We start from the raw sequence: 17,458 nt of genomic DNA, 5'->3' as shown, positions 1-17,458 counted from the left end.
GCATCACAGTGGCGCCCGGCTTGATGCCGGACACCCGCGCGCTTCCTCCCATCCGGACTTTAACCGTCGGTCCCGGAATTTCACCGAGTCAACCGGCCGATGGCATCGGCCGGGTCGCGGACTGTCACCGCCGGTTCGGACTTTCACCGACCCCGGAGCACGCTAGCTCTTTCGTTCTCACAGTGTGCCATGCGCATGCAAACGCATGCGACCGCCCTCACTTTATCAACCAAGCGCCCGATAAGACCAGCCGCTCAGGCCGCCATGAGCCGCCGGGCCCGGCGGGCGTCCGGGGCGTAGCGCACGCCCGCGGGAACGAAGTGGAGGCCGGTGTGCAGGGCGCGCAGCGTGGCCGTCGCCCACAGGTCCCCGACCGGAGTGGCGGGCAGGCCGTACATCCTTCTGGCCCAGCGCGGCAGCGTGGCGAAGGCCAGCAGGGTGACGGCGGGGAGCGCCGGCTTGAGCGGGGTGAGCATGAGCGGCAGCGGCGCCTTGAGCGACAGCAGCAGCGGATGAGCCGCCTCCGGCACGAACCCGAGCCCGGGACGCTCTCCCTCGATGTAGTCGCGCATCTCGGCGACCGTGCCGGGCACGTCGGCCGGGTCCAGGCCCACCACCTCGGCGGCCCGCCGCCACTCGCCGACGAACGTGTCCGCGTCGTCGTCACTGAGCCGGACGCCCGCCCTGCGGGCCACCGACAGGTACGAGTCCACCTCGCCCACGTGCACCCAGCGCAGGCCGTCGGGATCGTCCAGCCGGTAGCGCTCGCCGGTGTCGGGGTCGAGCCCGGTCAGCCTGGCGTGGATCCTGCGGACCCGGCGTCCCGCCTTCTCCACCTCGGACAGCGTTCCGTACGTACGCACCCGGACGAACTCGGTGGTCCGCAGGAATCGGGACCAGGCCTCGGCGGGGTCCATGAGCGCGGAGTTCTGCAGGACGCCGCGCATCGTGCGCGGGTGCAGGCCCTGCATGAGCAGCGCCCGGAACCCACCGACCAGCAGGATCGGCTCCCCCATCACCCGCCACGTGACGGAGTCGGGGCCGAACAGCCCAAGGTCCTCCATAAGTAGATGGTTACCCAGGAATGCGGGGCTCTATGTCACGGTTCGCCGGAGTCAGGCGTGAGCCGTGCGGAGCCGACGGCCCCGTGGTGTCGGCTCAGGCCGCGCCCTCGGCCAGTGAGCGCAGCGAAGCGACGGCCGCCTCGCGGTCGTCCGCGCCGTAGACCGCGCTGCCCGCCACGAACACGTCGGCGCCCGCCTCCGCGCAGCGCTCGATGGTGTCGGCGGACACGCCGCCGTCCACCTGCAGCCACACCTCGCCGCCGTGCCGTTCGATGAGCCCGCGGGCCCGGCGGATCTTGGGCAGCACCATGTCCAGGAACTTCTGCCCGCCGAACCCCGGCTCCACCGTCATCAGCAGCAGCATGTCGATCTCACCGATCAGATCGTCGTACGGCTCCACGGCGGTCGCCGGGTTGAGCGCGAGCCCGGCCCTGGCGCCGAGCGAGCGGATCTCGCGCAGCGTGCGCACCGGCGCGGAGGACGCCTCGGCGTGGATGGTCACGCTGCCCGCGCCCACCTCGGCGTAGGCGGGGGCCCAGCGGTCGGGGTCGGTGATCATGAGGTGGCAGTCGATCGGCAGCGCGGCCGCCTTGAGCAGCGCCTCGACGATGGGCAGCCCCAGGGTCAGGTTGGGCACGAAGTGGTTGTCCATGACATCCACGTGCAGCCAGTCGGCGTTGGGCACCGCGGCGACCTCGTCGGCGAGCCGGGCGAAGTCGGCGGACAGGATGCTGGGCGAGATCTGTACGGCCATGATGCCCCGAGTCTAGTGAACGACCCCACCCTCTCCGCACCGGACCTGGCTCACCCCGGGCGGAACCCCTCAGCACGCGTCCGGGCGATCACCGCCTGACGGCCCCCTGGGACGGCGCCTGTGCGGCGCCGTCACGCTTGCGCAGCAGGGCCAGGAACATCGCGTCGGTGCCGTGCCGGTGCGGCCAGAACTGAACGTACGGCCCCTCCCCCAGCCCGTCCACCTCGGGCAGGTAGCGACGCGCGTCGAGCTGCTCCACATCGTCCCTGCGCCCGGCCACATCACCCACCACGACCCGCGTCTCGGCCAGATGCGGCGAACAGGTGACGTACGCGACCACCCCACCGGGACGCACGGCGTCGAGCGCCCCGGCGAGCAGCCGGCGCTGCAGCCTGCCCAGCTCCGCGATGCTCGACGGATCCCGCCGCCAACGCGCCTCGGGCCGCCGGCGCAGCGCCCCCAGCCCGGTGCAGGGCGCGTCGAGCATCACCCGGTCGAACACCCCCGGCCGCCACGCGGGCTCCGTGCCGTCGGCGGTGATCACGGCGGCCTCTCTGGTGGTCTGCCAGACCAGCCGCGCCCGGTGATACTGGACATCGCCGGCCAGCAGCCGGGCGCCACCCGGGAACGCCTCAGGCCCCGCCTCGCGCCGCTGCCCGGCCCGCGCCTCGACGCCGTCCGGCGTCCCGGACCCGGCGAGCCCTTCGAGGTCGCCGTAGGCGGCGATGGCGTCCAGCAGCCCTGCCTTGCCGCCCGGCCCCGCGCACAGGTCCAGCCAGAGCTCGTCCTGCCCGTCGAGCGGCACCCTGGTCAGCGCGAGCGCCACGAGCTGGCTGGCCTCGTCCTGCACGGCGGCGCGCGTCTCGGCGATGGCCCGGATCTGCCCCGGGTCCCCCTCCTGCAGATAGGCGGCGTACGGCGAGTAGCGGCCCGGCTCCGCGCCGCTCTCCGCGAGCTCCTCGACCGAGCTGCGCCCCGGCCGCGCCACCAGCGTCACCAGGGGCCGGTCGTTGTCCGCCGCCAGCAGGTCTGCCGTCTCACCGGCGGCGCCGCCGAGCGCGTCACGGAAGGCGCTGACGATCCACCGGGGATGGCTGTGCGTCACGGCCAGATGCCCCGCGGGGTCGTGGGCGGCGTCGGGCGCCACGATCGGCAGCCACTCGTCGATCGTCCTGGAAGCGATCTTGCGCAGGACGGCGTTGACGAACTTGGCCGCTCCCGCCCCGATGCGCAGCCGTACCAGATCCACGGTGGTGCCGACCGCCGCGTGCGGCGGGACGCGCATCCGGAGCAGCTGGTGGGCGCCCAGCCGCAGCGCGTCGCGCACGGCGGGATCGGGCGCGCGGTCGCTGCACATCTCGATGATCGCGTCATAGGTGCCGAGCCCGCGCAGCGTCCCGTAGGCCAGCTCCGTCGCGAGCGCCGCGTCCCGCCCCTTGATGCCGCGCTCACGCAGGAGGCGAGGCATGAGCAGGTTGGCGTAGGCGTCACGCTCGTCGACGGCGCGCATGACGTCGAAGGCCGCGTTCCGCGGCTGGTCGCGCGCGGGCCTGCGCGGCCTTCCCGGACGACTCGCGCCCCCGCCTCCGGACGACGTCCGATCCCCCCGTGCCTTCATTACCTCCGACTTTCCACGCTTCGACTTGCTCTACAGCGCCGTACACTTCGCTGCCCCACGCCGACTTCCATGAGCTTCGGCTTGCTCTACGGCGCCGTACACATCTCTGCCCCGCGCCCGCTTCCGTGAGCTTCGGCTCGATCCGCGGCGCCGCTCACGTGAACTTCTCTTCGCTCCCGGCGCGCATGCCCCGGGCCCACTCGACGGCGTTCATCAACCGCTTGCCCTGCGGCTGGACCTCGCCCAGCTCCACCGGCTCGGTGGCGGTGCCGACCAGCACGCCGTGCTTGCCCGCGGCGATCTCGCCGGGGGCGAGCCGCTGCGGCGAGGCCGCGATCCGCACCGGCCCGAGCTTCACCCGCTGCCCCCGGAACTCACTCCAGGCGCCCGGATTGGGCGTGCACGCGCGGATGAGCCGGTCGACGCGCATGGCGGGACTGCTCCAGTCGACGCGGGCGTCCGTGACGTTGATCTTGGGTGCGAGGCTCACCCCGTCGGCCGGCTGCGGCCGGGCCTGCAGGGTGCCGTCCTCGACGCCGTCGAGCGTGGCGGCGAGGAGCCCGGCGCCGGAGATCGACAGCCGGTCGAGGAGCGAGCCGCTGGTGTCGCCGGACCGGACCTCCTCGGTGACCACGCCGTAGACGGGCCCCGCGTCGAGCTCCTTGACGATCTGGAACGTGCTGGCGCCGGTGATCTCGTCCCCGTGCAGGACGGCGTGCTGCACGGGGGCGGCGCCGCGCCAGGCGGGCAGGATCGAGAAGTGCAGGTTGATCCACCCGTGGCGGGGCACGTCGAGCGCCGACTGGGGCAGCAGCGCGCCGTAGGCGACGACGGGGCAGCAGTCGGGCTCCAGAGCGCGCAGCCGCTCCAGGAACGCCGGATCACCGGCCTTGGCCGGGCGGAGCACCTCGATGCCCGTCTCCTCGGCCAGCTCCGCCACCGGTGAGGGGTGCACCTTGCGCCCCCGGCCGGACTGGGCGTCGGGCCGGGTGACGACCGCGACGACCTCGTGGCGCGGCGAGTCGATCAGGGTGCGGAGCGACGGCAGTGCCGTCTCGGGCGTGCCCGCGAAGACCAGGCGCATCTCACAGTGCCTTTCCGCCGGTGCTGTGCGGGGAGAACCTGACCTGGGGAGCGTCCATGCCGCTCCACTCGGCCTCCCGGATGGCCTTCATCGCGAGCTTGCGCTGCTTGATGTCCATCCGGTCGATGAACAGGATGCCGTCGAGATGGTCGGTCTCGTGCTGGAAGCAGCGCGCCATCAGGTCGGTGCCCTCCAGCGTGACCGGCTCGCCGTGCACGTTGAGGCCCTTGGCGACGGCGCGGATGGCGCGCGGGGTCGGGAACGACAGCCCGGGGAACGACAGGCAGCCCTCCTCGCCCTCTTCGTCGAGCTCCTCGGACAGGTCGAGATCGGGGTTGATGAGATGGCCGAGCTGGTCGTCGACGTAGTAGGTGAACACGCGCAGGCCGACCCCGATCTGCGGGGCCGCCAGGCCGGCGCCGGGGGCGTCCATCATCGTGTCGGTGAGGTCTTTGACCAGCTTGCGGAGCTCCTTGTCGAAGTCGACCACCGGAGCCGCCGGGGTGCGCAGCACCGGGTCTCCGAACAGTCGGATCGCCTGGATCGCCAAGGGGGTCACTCCGTTCGTAGGTGGATCAATCCAGTTTAGTGTGCGCAAGGGAGCGAACCTTCATCGCCGCTTTGCGGGCGGCCTTCACGACGGCCTGGTCGTCGTGGGCGCCGGCGATCATGTCGAGCACGGCGATCGTGTCGGGGTGGCCGACCGCCGGCATCTCGGCGATGAGCTTGATGAGCTCCTCGCCGGGCTCGGGAGTGTCGAGCCGGCCCGCGGCGTGCCCCGACAGGTGCATCAGCGCCGCGAGCGAGTCGACGGCGATCCAGGTGTGGTCCCGCGGGCTGAGCGTGGGGGCCTCGAGGTCGCGGATGTGCAGCCAGGAGGCGGCGTAGCGGCGCATGAGCGGCCGGTCCAGCGCCTCGCGCACGGGCACCTCGGCCTCGGGGCCGAGCTCCTCCAGGATCGCGCCCACGGCGCCGCGCCGGCCCGCCGTGCCGTCGGCGGCGATGGCGATCAGGTCTCTGGCGGCCTCTTCCGGCGGACGGCGCTCCAGCCATCCGGCGACCGCGCTCTGCGTGGCGGAGCCTTTCACCAGGGCCTCGACGAGCTCGGTCGCGGACAGGTCGGCGAACACCTCGACCTCGGCGGTGGTGGGCGCGTCGTGGCCCTCGCGCAGCAGGTCCCGCCTGATGGCCCAGACGCCGAGCGGGGTGAGCGCGGTGCGGCCGGCGGCGGTCTGCTCGACCAGGCCGCAGTAGGCCAGCAGCGCCAGCGCCTCCAGCAGGTCGGCGGGCAGGGCCGCGGCGAGTCTGCGCATCTCCACCTGCCCGGGGGCGCAGGCCACCTCGTGGGACTGCAGGATGCCCCGGGCCAGGTTGGCGATCGCGACGCCGGACCGTACGGAATAGATCGTCGCGAGCATCTCGGCCAGGTGCCCGTCGACCACGACCGAGCCGGTCAGCCCTTCGTCGGCGCGGTCGAGCACGTCCATGACCACGCCGTCCCAGAACTCCAGGGTGGCCTCGACCGTGAGCCGGGCGGGCAGCGGTCCTTTGGTGGCCTGGCCGCGGAGGATCTGGAGCATGCCGGTGTTGACGGCCACGATCCACAGCAGGCGCAGTCGCGAGGCGTCCAGGCCGAGCTCGCTCACCGCGGCTCGCGCGGCGGCCTCCGGGAGCATTCCCTCGGCGGTCACCTGGCGGGTGCCGGTCCAGGCGGCGAGCCGGACGGCGTCGGCGACCAGCGGCACCGCGGGGATCGTCCGGGCCAGCTCGGCGTCCTCGGCGAGGGCGACGGGCGGGAAGGTGAGCGCCTCCTGCTCGACCGGGGTCTCCTCAGGCCGGGGAGGCACGACGGCCTGCTCATCGATCAGCTTGCGCAGCTCGGCGAGGTCGAAGACATTGTTTGCCACCTACGAAACTTACTGCACAGCCGTCACAGAGGCGTACTCATCGGATGCCTCGGGAGCGTGCTTTGAAGGCCGCCTTGCGGGCCGCCTTGGCCGCCGTGCCGTCGGGCAGCGAGCGTCCGAGCAGCTCCAGGACCTCGACGAGGTCGGGGTGGTCCACCCGCCACATCTCCTCGATCAGATGGGCGGGCGGGCCGGAGGCGGACATGTTCTCGGCGAACACGTCGGGGTCGTCCTCGGCCGCCGGCATCGCCAGCGCGAGCATGTCGACGCTGACCCACATCAGCTCCTTCTCGCTGAGCGGCGGGGCGGACAGGCCTCTGGCGGCGAGCCAGTGAATGGCGTGCGGGCGCAGCTCCTCGTCGTCCAGGCAGGCCCGCACCTCGGGCTCGGCCTCGGCGCCCAGCCGGTCGACGATGGTGACGGCGATGCCGCGCGCGACGGCGGGCGCGCCCGAGGCCGCGGCCAGCAGCTCCGCCGCGGCCTCCCCGGCGGTCCTGACGGCGAGCCAGCGGCTGATGTCGTCCTCGGCCAGCTCGGTCGGGACACCGTCGAGCAGCCCTTCGATGAGCCCGCGCGCGTCGGTCTCGGCCAGGTCGGCGGCCTGCGGCGCGTCGAGGCCGAGCGCGAGGTAGTGCTCGCGCAGCGCCCAGACGGCCACCGGGGTCAGGCCGGCCGTGTCGCCGCTGACCCGGACCAGGCCGCACCAGGCCAGCCGGTCGAGCACGTCCTCCACGTCGATGCCGCCGTCGTCCACGAGCTGGGCCAGGTAGTCGCCGATCACCCCGATCGGCACCGGCACCTGGAGACGGTAGAGCATGTCGAACAGGTCGTAGAGCTCGTCGTCCACCTCGGCCGAGCCGGTGACCTGGCCACCGGTGTCACGGTCCACCAGATGCGCGACGATCGCCGCCCATCGGCGCAGTGGCTCACCGCCGCCGAGCAGCCGCAGCTCGCTGAGGAACGGCAGGCCGCCGCGGTCCAGCTCGGCCAGGAGCGGCACGTCCCCCAGCCCCGCGACCAGCTCCTGCGGCGCGGCCAGCCGCACGGCGGGGCGCGGCGTGCAGCCGGGGCAGTCGCAGGGCGCGTCCTCCAGATCGGGCACCTCGCCGGAGGGGATCGCGATCGACTGCTCCAGCGACTCCGGCCCGATCGAGCTGAACAGGCTCTTGGCCATGCCGAAGTTGGCGGTGTCGGCCAGCGCCTCGGGCATCCTGGTCGCGATGTCGGCGAGCCTGTCGCGCATCCGCGAGGCCGTGCCCAGGGCGACCGTGCCGGAGTCCTGCAGATAGTCGACCAGCGTGTGCGCCGCCGCCACCGTCTCGGTAGCGCTCTCCGGGGGCGCGATGACCTTGCGGGGGTAGAGCGAGAGCAGCAACTCGTCGAAGGTGGCGGGGGTGAAGTCGCCGAGTTCGTTGACGTTCAGGTAGTCGCTGGCGTAGTCACAGAGCAGGCGGACCTCGTCGGCGTCCACCGAGACGTCCCGCGCGCGCCCCCAGGCGCGCAGGTCATCGATGACCAGGTTGACCCATTCGATCGACACAGGGGCACGCTAACGGCTCCCTTACACTTGAGCGAATCGGGGATATGGTCTAAATCAGGTCGAGTGGGTCGACACACACCTTGACCACTTCTGGCGACTTTCTGGCCGCACGGACCCCGCTCGCCCCTTTGAGCGCGGCTGCCAATGCCGCCCCACCTCCGCGCGGCGTCCGGATCATGGCACGCTCCTGCCCCGCGTCGTCGACCGGCACCGGCCCGAGAACCTGCGCCTCCGCCGGCAGCCGCGTCTCCCCCAGCATCTGCCGCACCGCCGCCGCCGTCCCGGTCAGCGTGGCCATCCGCACCGCGGGCGGGAACCCCAGCTCCGCCCGATCGGCCAGCTCACGCTCGGCGTGCGTGACGGGATCCCACCGCAGCAGAGCCTGTACGGCGGGCAGCCCGGCATCGGCGAGCACCACCAACTCGCCGCCCGGCCTGACCAGGGCGGCGGCGTTCATCCAGCGGCGCACCGCCTCCTCACCGGACCTGAGGTCGGCCCGCCCGAGCAGCGCCCAGCCGTCGAGCAGCACCGCCGCCGCGTAACCGCCCTCGGCCACCGGCTCGGCCCCGGGCGTGGCGACGACGAGCGCCCTGCCCGCGGGCACGGTGGCCAGCACCCCGTCCCGCCCGGAGGTCCGTACCGGCACGGAGGGGAAGGCCCTGCCGAGCTCCTCGGCGGTACGGCGCGCCCCCACGACCACGGCCCGCAACCGGGGGCTGCCGCAGTGCCTGCACTTCCAGGCGGCGTCCACCCGGCCGCACCACCGGCAGTAGGGGGCGGCGTGCCCGCCGCGGAGCGCGAGCGGACCATGACACAGCAGCTCCGGCCGGTGCTCGGCCGCCACCTGACGCACGTCCTCGTACGGCGCACCACTCCCACCGTGGGCCGCGCCGTGGGAAGGCCCACCTGCGCGGTAGCCCCCTCCCCCGCCGTTGGACCCGGTGCCGTCAGGCGGGGTGTCGTGGGACGGGATCCCGTTGGCCACCCCGGCGGCGCCGCTGGACGCGCCGCCCGTGTCGTCGGCGCCGTAGGACAGCTCGCCCTCCCGAGGGGGGTCCGCCGTGACCGGGCTCGTGCGGGTGGGGGGCTGCGCGCAGCGGGCGGGGGTACGGCAGTGCTGGCAGGCCAGCGCGGGCAGGTAACCCCGGCGGGGCACCTGGACCAGCACCGGGCCGTCGCCCAGCCCCTGACGCAGCGCCCGCCACGCCACGCTGGGCAGTCTGGCCGCACGCGCCGCCTGGTCCTTGGCCAGCTCGGCGTCCTCACCCGCCGGCCGTACGCGCGGCGCACGGCTCCTGATCGTCTGACGGGCCGCCACGATGGGCCTGGCCCAGCGGGAGGCGATGAGCTGGGTGGCCTCCGCGGTGCGCGCGTACCCGCCGATCAGCATGGCCGCGCCGGCCCGATGGGCTCTGATGCCGAGCACTTCGCGGGCGTGCGGGTAGGGGGCCAGCCGCTCGGCGTGCAGGTCGTCTCCGTCGTCCCAGATCGCCACCAGGCCGAGCTCGGCCACGGGTGCGAACATCGCGGCCCGCGTACCGGCGACGGCCCGCACCTGGCCTCTCAGGACGCTCAGCCACCGTCGGTAGCGCTCGGCCGGGCCGAGGTTCGCGGTGAGCGCGACGTGCCTCCCGCTGCCCAGCACCCGGGTCAGCTCCGCGTCGAGCAGCGCCACGTCCTTCCCGTCGGGCACGACGACCAGCGCCCCCCTGCCGCCGTCGAGCGTCGCCCGCACCGCCGCCGCCAGCGCCACCGCCCACCCCGTGCCGCCAGGCAGCGCCGACCACACCGCCCTGGGCGTCCTGCCGTTGCGCAACGCGTCAAGAAACGAAGCCCCGATCGGATAGTCCGCCCAAGCCGCGTCGTCCCCGCTCAACGGCCGCGCACCGGCCTCCTCGGACGAGCTCCCCCGCCCGCCCCGCACCACACCTTGGGCTGTCAACGGCTCCGCAGCGACCTCCGCCGCCTCCCCGAGCGCGGCTTCGCGCCTGAGGCCCTCAGGCTCCCGCGCCGCGTCCGCCGGCACGGGTGGCGGGCCTGAGGTCTCATCAAGGCCCTGTACGGCGGGCCGCCCCGCGTCATGGGCGCCCTGCGGCTTCGCCGCCGGCGTAGGAACCCGAACCGGCGGTGAGTCGGTCGTCGGGCGGGGGGCCGACTCGGTTCTGGCGTGACGTGGCGGGACGGCCAGGCGCAGCACGTCGGCGAGGGTGCCCGCGTAGCGGTCCGCCACGGCCCTGGCCAGCTCGGCCACCTCGGGGGTGAGCACCTGCTCGGGCGACACGACCCGTTCGAGCGGGGTCAGCTTGCCGGTGTGGTCGCTGTGCGCCACCCGCTCCAGCACGAACCCGTCGACCAGCTTGCCCGCGAACCGCACCCGGACCCGGACCCCCGGCCCGGCGCTGTCCTGCATGGCAGCGGGCACGAGGTAGTCGAAGGGGCGGTCGAGGTGCGGCAGCGGGTTGTCCACCGCCACCCTGGCCACCGGCAGGTCGGCGGCCGGAACCACGGCCCCCTTGGTGTTCTTCGACGACATCGGGGGCCGCACCGCGTCAAGCGGCAGAAGTGCGTCGTCGGAGTGGGTCACGCATTACGTCTACCAGACCCGGAACCCGGAAACGCCCGCCCTGCCTGCCCGAACTCCGCCACCCGCCCCCACCGGCGCACGCCGACACGACCTCATCAGGCCAGCCGGTAAAGCCACAGACCCGGACGGGACGGTGCGGACGGCCCTGGCCGGGCCGCATACTCAGATGCCGCATCCCCCGGGCGGAGATGCGGCATCTGTCAACTCATGTCACAGACCGGCGGCGGACCTCAGGGCCTCGGCGCGGTCCGTGGACTCCCAGGAGAAGCCCTCGCGGCCGAAGTGGCCGTAGGCGGCCGTCTCGGAGTAGATGGGCCGCAGCAGGTCAAGGTCGCGGATGATCGCGGCCGGGCGCAGGTCGAAGACCTGGAGGACGGCGGCCTGGATCTTCTCCACCGTCACCTTCTCGGTGCTGAAGCACTCGACGAACAGCCCGACCGGCTGCGCCTTGCCGATGGCGTAGGCGACCTGGACCTCGCAGCGGTCGGCGAGACCGGCCGCCACGACGTTCTTGGCCACCCAGCGCATGGCGTAGGCCGCCGAGCGGTCGACCTTGGACGGGTCCTTGCCGGAGAAGGCGCCGCCACCGTGGCGGGCCATGCCGCCGTAGGTGTCGATGATGATCTTGCGGCCGGTGAGGCCGGCGTCGCCCATCGGGCCGCCGATCTCGAAGCGACCGGTCGGGTTGACCAGCAGGCGGTAGCCCTCGGTCTCGATGTCGAGGCCCGCGAGCACGGGGTCGACCACGTGCTCCTTGATGTCGGGCGTCAGCATCTCCTTGAGGTCGATCTCCGCCGCGTGCTGCGTGGAGACGACCACGGTGTCGAGGCGGACCGGGCGGTCACCGTCGTACTCGATGGTGACCTGGGTCTTGCCGTCGGGCCGCAGGTAGGGGACCGTGCCGGACTTGCGCACCTCGGACAGGCGCTGGGCCAGCCGGTGCGCGAGCATGATCGGCAGCGGCATCAGCTCGGGCGTCTCGCGGCACGCGTAGCCGAACATCAGGCCCTGGTCGCCGGCGCCCTGGCGGTCGAGCTCGTCGACGTCGCCGCCGACCCGGTGCTCGTAAGCGTCGTCGACACCCTGGGCGATGTCGGGCGACTGCGCCCCGATGGACACCGACACGCCGCACGAGGCGCCGTCGAAGCCCTTGTGGGAGGCGTCGTAACCGATCTCCAGGATCTTCTCCCGGATAACGCCGGGGAGGTCGACGTAGGTCTCGGTCGTGACCTCGCCTGCGACATGGACCTGGCCGGTAGTGATCATCGTCTCGACGGCGACCCGGCTCGTGGGGTCGTCCTTGAGCATGGCGTCGAGAATCGCGTCACTGATCTGGTCGGCGATCTTGTCCGGGTGGCCCTCTGTGACCGACTCGGAGGTGAACAGGCGACGTGACAACTCAGTGGCTCCTCATGCAGCGGCTGCTGACGGATTTAGGGCTCACGGCGAACAGAAGGCACGCCAGAGCCTCGCCGAAGTCTAGCCCTACCAGGTGCCACGGCGCGAAACCGGCCGCGATTCGACACGCGTCACAGGTGAGGCAGCGGATCGAGAGGCAGCGTCTCCGGCGCGAACACCTCCGCGTCGGCGGCGGCCACCACGGCGGCGTACTCGTCGTCGAACTCGAACACCATGCTCCCCAGCTCGATGACCGGCCCGGGGGCCTGCATGATGGGCCCGAGCCTGGTCTGCCGCGGGAAGCTCGCGTGCACCGACACCGGCCGGTCGCTCCTGAGCATTCTGGTGGCGAGCACCGAGACGGCCGTGTCCGTGACCACGATCAGAAAGTTGGCGGCCCCCGGCGGCCCGATGGACAGCACGGGGAAGACATAGCGGATCGCTCCCTGATGGCCGAGCACCGTCCTGCACCGGTCCCGGACAGCAGCGCTCACTGGCATCCCGCACCCCTTTGCCCCAAGTATCCGTAGGCGTAGGGATATGCCGCAACAGCTGATCCGGTAATCCGACTCCCTGGTTACGCTCCTGTACACCCACCAACAATCCGGGCATACATCGCGGTGTACGGCCGGGCGGGCGCCTCAGCTCAGGCGGGCGGCGACCGCGTCCCAGACGGCGTCGGCCACGTCCTCCTTGGGCCCCCGGGGCACCTCGATCGGCTCGCCGCCCGCGACGAGCACGGTGGCGGCGTTGTCCGGGGTGCCGAAGGCGAGGTGCTCGCCGACCTCGTTGACCACGAGCAGGTCGCATCCCTTGCGGGCGAGCTTGGCCTGGCCGTTGGCGAGCACGTCGTGGGTCTCGGCCGCGAATCCGACGATCACCTTCGGGGACGTGCCCGGCACGGCGGCCCTGCGCCGCTCCCCCAGCTCCGCCAGGATGTCGGGGTTCTTCGTCAGGTGGATGGGCTCGGGCTCGCCGTCCGTCTTCTTGATCTTCGCATCGTGCCGGGCGGCGGGCCGGAAGTCGGCCACGGCGGCGGCCATGACCACCACGTCGGCGTGGCCGGAGGCGGCGAGCACCGCCTCCCGCAGCTCGGCCGTGGATTCGACGCGGACCACGGTGGCGCCCGCGGGATCGGGCAGTGCGACGTTGGCGGCGATCAGCGTCACCTCGGCGCCACGGGCGGCGGCCGTGCGGGCCAGCGCGTAGCCCTGCAGGCCGGAGGAGCGGTTGCCGATGAAGCGGACCGGGTCGAGGGCCTCGCGGGTGCCGCCGGCGGAGACGACGACCTTCTGGCCGGCCAGGTCGAGGGACCGGCCGCGCAGCACGCGCAGGCAGACTCGGAAGATCTCGGTGGGGTCGGGCAGCCGCCCCGGTCCCGTGTCGGCCCCGGTGAGCCGGCCGACGGCCGGGTCGATCACCAGGGAGCCGCGCTCGCGCAGCGTCGCGACATTGGCGCGGGTGGCGGGGTGCTGCCACATCTCGGTGTGCATCGCGGGCGCGAACACCACCGGGCAGCGAGCGGTCAGCAGCGTGTTGGTGAGCAGGTCTCCGGCGAGCCCGTGGGCCGCCTTGGCCAGCAGGTCGGCCGTGGCCGGAGCCACCACGACGAGGTCGGCCGTCTGGCCGATCCGCACGTGCGGGACCTCGTGCACGTCGTCCCACACATCGGTCGCCACCGGGTTGCCCGACAGGGCGGCCCAGGTGGGCTCGCCCACGAAACGCAGGGCCTCACGGGTCGGCACGACCCGCACCTGGTGGCCCGACTCGGTGAACAGGCGCAGCAGCTCACACGCCTTGTAGGCGGCGATACCGCCGCTGACACCCAGGACGACCTTCATCGACGAGGTCAGACCGCGCCTTCGATGGGCTCGGCGTTGAGCAGGCCCTCGGCGACCTCGCGCAGCGCGATGGACAGGGGCTTCTCCTGGGCGTGCGTCTCGACCAGCGGCCCGACATATTCCAGCAGGCCCTCGCCGAGCTGGGAGTAGTAGGCGTTGATCTGGCGGGCCCGCTTGGCGCCCATGATCACCAAGGAGTATTTGCTGTCGACGATGTCGAGCAGCGCGTCGATCGGCGGGTTGGTGATCCCCTCAGCGGCCGGGGCGATTCCTGCCACGATTGTCAGACCTCTCGGTTGGTGGATGTCGTGACCCCCTGAGGGTCAGTCATCAAGGCTATCAGCCGGCGGCACACGTCTTTGACATCCGTGTTCACCAGCGTGAGGTCGAACTCATGCTCGGCCGCCATCTCGACCCGCCCGGCCGCCAGCCGCCTGGCGATGACGTCCTCCGGCTCGGTCCCCCGGCCGCGCAGCCGTTTCTCCAGCTCTTCCCAGCTGGGCGGAGCCAGGAACACCAGCAGCGCCTCCGGCATGCTGCGCCGGACCTGCCTGGCGCCCTCGAGATCGATCTCCAGCAGGGTCGGCACGCCGGCCGCGAGTTTGTCGAGCACGGCCTGCCGGGGTGTGCCGTAGCGGTTGCCCGCGAACTCGGCCCACTCGAGCAGCTCGCCCCGCTCCACGAGCCGGTCGAACCCCTCGCCGTCGACGAAGAAGTAGTGCACCCCGTGCACCTCACCGGGCCGGGGCCTTCTGGTGGTCACCGAGACCGACAGCCACACCGCGGGGTGTGCCCGCCGGAGCTCGGCGACGACCGTGGACTTGCCGACGCCTGACGGCCCTGAGAGGACCGTCAGCCGCCTGTCACTCGAGGGGAGGAAGCCGCCGACTCGCATGCCCACTCCGACTGCCTCATGGGCCCTGACACTGCCGGACCGGGACCTGTCGGTCACTTCCTACCCCCCGTTGAACCCGCGTTTTCCTGTGGAACCGAGATTAGCTCTCGTTGCCACCGAACTCACGCTCGAGGGAGGCCCTCTGGTTCGTGCCGAGACCCCGCACGCGGCGGGACTCGGCGATGGCAAGGCGCTCCATGAGTTGCTTGGCGCGAACCTTGCCCACGCCAGGGAGCGATTCCAACAGAGCCGACACCTTCATCTTGCCGATGACGTCGTCGGTCTGCCCATCCTTGAGCACCTCAGCCAGAGAAACCGCGCCATGCTTGAGCCGGTTCTTGACCTCGGCACGCTCTTTACGGGCCTTGGCAGCCTTCTCCAGGGCTGCGGCGCGCTGCTCAGGGGTCAAAGGAGGAAGAGCCACGCCGGGTCACCTCGAATTTCTGTCGATGTACTCGGACGGGAAGGGAAACTAGCTGGTCATCGGCACCTAAGCAACGTCAAGAGCAGTTTCTCTCACCACAAAGTCCACTTCATCGCTCTCCGTGACTGTAAAATCACTTTCAGCTGATCAAATCGCCCTCACTTCCCGCTTCTCGGGTGTGCGCGGCGCACCGCCGGAGGGCGCTACGATGATCATGTGAGGGCACGCGCCGCATGTCCGAAAGCAGGGCTGACCTGTGTCCGTAACCCGTCACGCCGCCACTGCGACCGGGTTCGACACGTCCCGATAAACCCCTAAATGGGCGAATCGAGCACGCCCCAGCACCACCCCTCCGCGAACGGATCCGCCCCCTCCGGAGGCACCTCCCCGCGAACGGACCCAGCACCCCCGCAAGCACCCGCCGACGAACCCCACCCGACCCAAGACTTTTCAGGCGAACACCCCGACGGCACGACGGCGCCGGCCCCACGAACCGCCGCACGTCCGCGAACCACCGTAGAAACCGAACCACCGTAAAACCGAAGCGCCGTAGAAACCGAACCACCGCCGTGAGATCACGTTTGCGACCTCACGGGTCAAGACCTCGATGGCCCGTACGACACATCACCCGCGCGGCCGAGAACCACCGCCGAGCGGCCCAGGAGCTGTCAGGGCTGGTTGCGGCGCAGTGAGGCCGCGATGGCGGCCGCGGCGGCGCCCGGGTCCGGGGAGCCCGTGATGGGCCGTCCGATCACCAGCAGGTCGGCCCCGTCGGCCAGCGCCTGCTCCGGGGTGGCCACCCGCGCCTGGTCCTGGCTGTCGGCGCCGATGGGCCGTACGCCCGGGGTGATGAGCGTGATGCCCGTCCCCACCTCGGCCCGTACGGCGGACACCTCGTGCGGGGAGCAGACCAGGGCGGTGGCGCCGGCCTCGACGGACATGGCGGCCAGGCGGCGGACCGCCTCGCCGGCGGGCCCGGCCAGGCCGATGCGCCCGAGGTCCTCCTCGGCCAGGGACGTCAGCACGGTGACGGCGGCGATCTGGGTGTGCGGCGCGGCCTCCACGGCCGCCCTGATCATCGCCGGGCCGCCGGTGGCGTGCACGGTGAGGATGGCGGGCCGCAGGCGTGCGACGGCCTTGGCGGCGCCGGAGACGGTGTTGGGGATGTCGTGCAGCTTGAGGTCGAGGAAGACCTGGACACCGCTGGCGCCGCGGACGGAGGCGATCACGTCCGGCCCGTAGCGCAGGTAGAGCTCCAGGCCCACCTTCACCGTGCTGACGTGCGGTGTCACCAGCCCGGCCCACCTGGCGGCGGTCTCCAGGTCGGGGGCGTCGAGGGCGACGGCGATGGGTGCGGGCGTCACGGGGTGCTCTCCTCGGTGTCGACGAGCAGGTGCCGAGGGGCGCTGCCCGGCGGGCGGTGGGCCAGGCCGACGGCGTCGGCGAGGCGGTGGAAGCCGCGGGCCTGCAACAGGTCTTCGAGCTCTCGCTCGATGCGCAGGCACGCGTACGGGTCGTGGAACAGCGCGGTGCCGACGCCGACGGCGCAGGCGCCCGCCAGGATGAGCTGGAAGGCGTCCCTGCCGCTCATCACGCCGCCGATGCCGATGAGCGGCACGCCGGGCAGCGCGGCGTGCACCTGCCACACGCAGCGGACGGCGAGCGGCAGGATGGCGGGCCCGGACAGCCCGCCGGTCACGGCGGCGAGCGAGGGCCGCAGGGCCTCGGTGTCGATGGCCATGCCCAGCGGATTGTTGATCATGGACAGCGCGTCGGCCCCGGCGTCGACGCAGGCTCGGGCGACGGAGACGATGTCGGCCACGTCGGGGGCGAGCTTGGCGACGACGGGCACGTCGTAGCGCATGATGGAGCGTACGGAGGCGATCACCTCGGCGCCGGTGCTGCCCTCGCGGGCGAAGACCCGGCCCCGGTCCTCCATGTTGGGGCAGGACAGGTTCACCTCAAGGGCGGTGACGCCGGGCGCGTCGGCGAGCCGGCGGGCCAGCTCCGAGTATTCGGCGACGGTGCCGCCGCCGATGGACACGATGGTCTTGATGCCCCGCTGGGCGAGCCAGGGCAGCTCGCGTTCCAGGAAGGCGTCGATGCCGGGCCCTTGCAGGCCGACGGCGTTGAGCAGGCCGGAGGGCGTCTCGGCCATGCGGGGCGTGGGCCGTCCGGCGCGCGGCGCCATGGTGATGGACCGGGTGGTCAGCGCGCCCAGACGGTGCAGGTCGAAGAACTGGGCCAGCTCACGCCCCGAGGCGGCGCATCCGGCGGCCGTGGCGACGGGGTTGGCCAGCTCCACATGCGCCAGGAATGTACGCATATCAACCGACATGGCCCTCACCA

The 17,458-nt window shown here is 72.3% G+C and carries 16 protein-coding genes and 1 riboswitch; all 16 genes read right to left on the bottom strand.

Annotated features, from left to right (window positions below):
- Window positions 1–34 precede the first annotated feature (34 nt).
- A riboswitch (FMN riboswitch) is annotated at window positions 35–165 on the bottom strand.
- Between the two features lie 89 nt (window positions 166–254).
- On the bottom strand, window positions 255–1,064 hold the full coding sequence (locus tag OHA68_RS30350; protein ID WP_327103314.1) for an oxygenase MpaB family protein: 810 nt from the start codon (window positions 1,062–1,064) through the stop codon (window positions 255–257).
- 94 nt (window positions 1,065–1,158) lie between these two features.
- Window positions 1,159–1,818 carry a ribulose-phosphate 3-epimerase gene (gene rpe / locus OHA68_RS30345; RefSeq protein ID WP_189139932.1) on the bottom strand — a complete coding sequence of 220 codons (660 nt, stop codon included), beginning with the start codon at window positions 1,816–1,818 and terminating at the stop codon, window positions 1,159–1,161.
- 88 nt (window positions 1,819–1,906) lie between these two features.
- A complete protein-coding gene (locus OHA68_RS30340) occupies window positions 1,907–3,436 on the bottom strand; it encodes an RsmB/NOP family class I SAM-dependent RNA methyltransferase (RefSeq protein ID WP_327103313.1) in 1,530 nt (509 codons plus the stop codon).
- A 154-nt stretch (window positions 3,437–3,590) separates the two neighbouring features.
- Window positions 3,591–4,520, bottom strand: a complete 930-nt coding sequence (gene fmt, locus OHA68_RS30335; RefSeq protein WP_327103312.1) for a methionyl-tRNA formyltransferase — start codon at window positions 4,518–4,520, stop codon at window positions 3,591–3,593.
- A 1-nt stretch (window position 4,521) separates the two neighbouring features.
- Window positions 4,522–5,070, bottom strand: a complete 549-nt coding sequence (gene def, locus OHA68_RS30330; RefSeq protein WP_189139927.1) for a peptide deformylase — start codon at window positions 5,068–5,070, stop codon at window positions 4,522–4,524.
- Between the two features lie 25 nt (window positions 5,071–5,095).
- Complete coding sequence (locus OHA68_RS30325) at window positions 5,096–6,427, bottom strand: hypothetical protein (RefSeq protein WP_327103311.1); 1,332 nt, start codon at window positions 6,425–6,427, stop codon at window positions 5,096–5,098.
- A 37-nt stretch (window positions 6,428–6,464) separates the two neighbouring features.
- Complete coding sequence (locus tag OHA68_RS30320; RefSeq protein WP_327103310.1) at window positions 6,465–7,967, bottom strand: hypothetical protein; 1,503 nt, start codon at window positions 7,965–7,967, stop codon at window positions 6,465–6,467.
- 49 nt (window positions 7,968–8,016) lie between these two features.
- Window positions 8,017–10,500 (bottom strand): primosomal protein N', encoded by a 2,484-nt coding sequence (locus tag OHA68_RS30315; RefSeq protein WP_327109574.1) that lies wholly within the window; start codon window positions 10,498–10,500, stop codon window positions 8,017–8,019.
- A gap of 261 nt (window positions 10,501–10,761) precedes the next feature.
- Window positions 10,762–11,949 carry a methionine adenosyltransferase gene (gene metK, locus OHA68_RS30310; RefSeq protein WP_327103309.1) on the bottom strand — a complete coding sequence of 396 codons (1,188 nt, stop codon included), beginning with the start codon at window positions 11,947–11,949 and terminating at the stop codon, window positions 10,762–10,764.
- Window positions 11,950–12,080: 131 nt separating this feature from the next.
- Window positions 12,081–12,449, bottom strand: coding sequence for a hypothetical protein (locus tag OHA68_RS30305; protein WP_189139923.1), 369 nt, complete (start codon window positions 12,447–12,449; stop codon window positions 12,081–12,083).
- Window positions 12,450–12,590: 141 nt separating this feature from the next.
- Window positions 12,591–13,790 carry a bifunctional phosphopantothenoylcysteine decarboxylase/phosphopantothenate--cysteine ligase CoaBC gene (gene coaBC / locus OHA68_RS30300; RefSeq protein WP_327103308.1) on the bottom strand — a complete coding sequence of 400 codons (1,200 nt, stop codon included), beginning with the start codon at window positions 13,788–13,790 and terminating at the stop codon, window positions 12,591–12,593.
- A gap of 8 nt (window positions 13,791–13,798) precedes the next feature.
- Window positions 13,799–14,068 (bottom strand): DNA-directed RNA polymerase subunit omega, encoded by a 270-nt coding sequence (gene rpoZ / locus OHA68_RS30295; RefSeq protein WP_189139921.1) that lies wholly within the window; start codon window positions 14,066–14,068, stop codon window positions 13,799–13,801.
- Window positions 14,069–14,073: 5 nt separating this feature from the next.
- Window positions 14,074–14,685 (bottom strand): guanylate kinase, encoded by a 612-nt coding sequence (gene gmk, locus OHA68_RS30290; RefSeq protein WP_189139920.1) that lies wholly within the window; start codon window positions 14,683–14,685, stop codon window positions 14,074–14,076.
- Between the two features lie 100 nt (window positions 14,686–14,785).
- Window positions 14,786–15,109, bottom strand: a complete 324-nt coding sequence (gene mihF / locus OHA68_RS30285) for an integration host factor, actinobacterial type (RefSeq protein WP_189139919.1) — start codon at window positions 15,107–15,109, stop codon at window positions 14,786–14,788.
- A gap of 668 nt (window positions 15,110–15,777) precedes the next feature.
- Window positions 15,778–16,473 carry an orotidine-5'-phosphate decarboxylase gene (gene pyrF, locus OHA68_RS30280; protein ID WP_327103307.1) on the bottom strand — a complete coding sequence of 232 codons (696 nt, stop codon included), beginning with the start codon at window positions 16,471–16,473 and terminating at the stop codon, window positions 15,778–15,780.
- Window positions 16,470–17,447, bottom strand: coding sequence for a dihydroorotate dehydrogenase (locus OHA68_RS30275; protein ID WP_327103306.1), 978 nt, complete (start codon window positions 17,445–17,447; stop codon window positions 16,470–16,472). Before OHA68_RS30275 ends, pyrF begins: the two co-directional genes overlap by 4 nt.
- Between the last annotated feature and the right edge of the window lie 11 nt (window positions 17,448–17,458).

Source organism: Nonomuraea glycinis, assembly GCF_035920485.1.
In the GTDB taxonomy this organism is placed as follows: domain Bacteria; phylum Actinomycetota; class Actinomycetes; order Streptosporangiales; family Streptosporangiaceae; genus Nonomuraea; species Nonomuraea glycinis.
This window is presented reverse-complemented; position numbering and strand designations above follow the sequence as displayed.